This is a genomic window from Vibrio sinaloensis DSM 21326, from assembly GCF_000189275.1.
In the GTDB taxonomy this organism is placed as follows: Bacteria; Pseudomonadota; Gammaproteobacteria; order Enterobacterales; family Vibrionaceae; genus Vibrio; species Vibrio sinaloensis.
Genome location: NZ_AEVT01000040.1, coordinates 1 through 268, shown reverse-complemented (window position 1 = coordinate 268; position 268 = coordinate 1). Strand labels below are relative to the sequence as shown.

General features: G+C 47.4%; 2 tRNA genes. Both read right to left on the bottom strand.

Annotated elements, in window-relative coordinates:
- Positions 1 to 54: 54 nt before the first annotated feature.
- Positions 55 to 130, bottom strand: a tRNA-Val gene (locus RH45_RS06690).
- Between the two features lie 35 nt (positions 131 to 165).
- Positions 166 to 241, bottom strand: a tRNA-Ala gene (locus tag RH45_RS06685).
- Positions 242 to 268: the final 27 nt, after the last annotated feature.

Here is a 268-nt window from a genome sequence, read left to right as displayed (position 1 = left end):
AGATTTTCTTATGAAAACCATGTTTAAAGATTCTTATGAAAGAACACTTAAAGATGGTGGGCGATACCGGGCTCGAACCAGTGACCCCCTGCTTGTAAGGCAGGTGCTCTCCCAACTGAGCTAATCGCCCACATAAGATTTACGTCTTGTGGAAGACGTCAAGAATGGTGGAGCTAAGCAGGATCGAACTGCTGACCTCCTGCGTGCAAGGCAGGCGCTCTCCCAGCTGAGCTATAGCCCCATCTTGAGATTCATTTCTAAAAGAAGA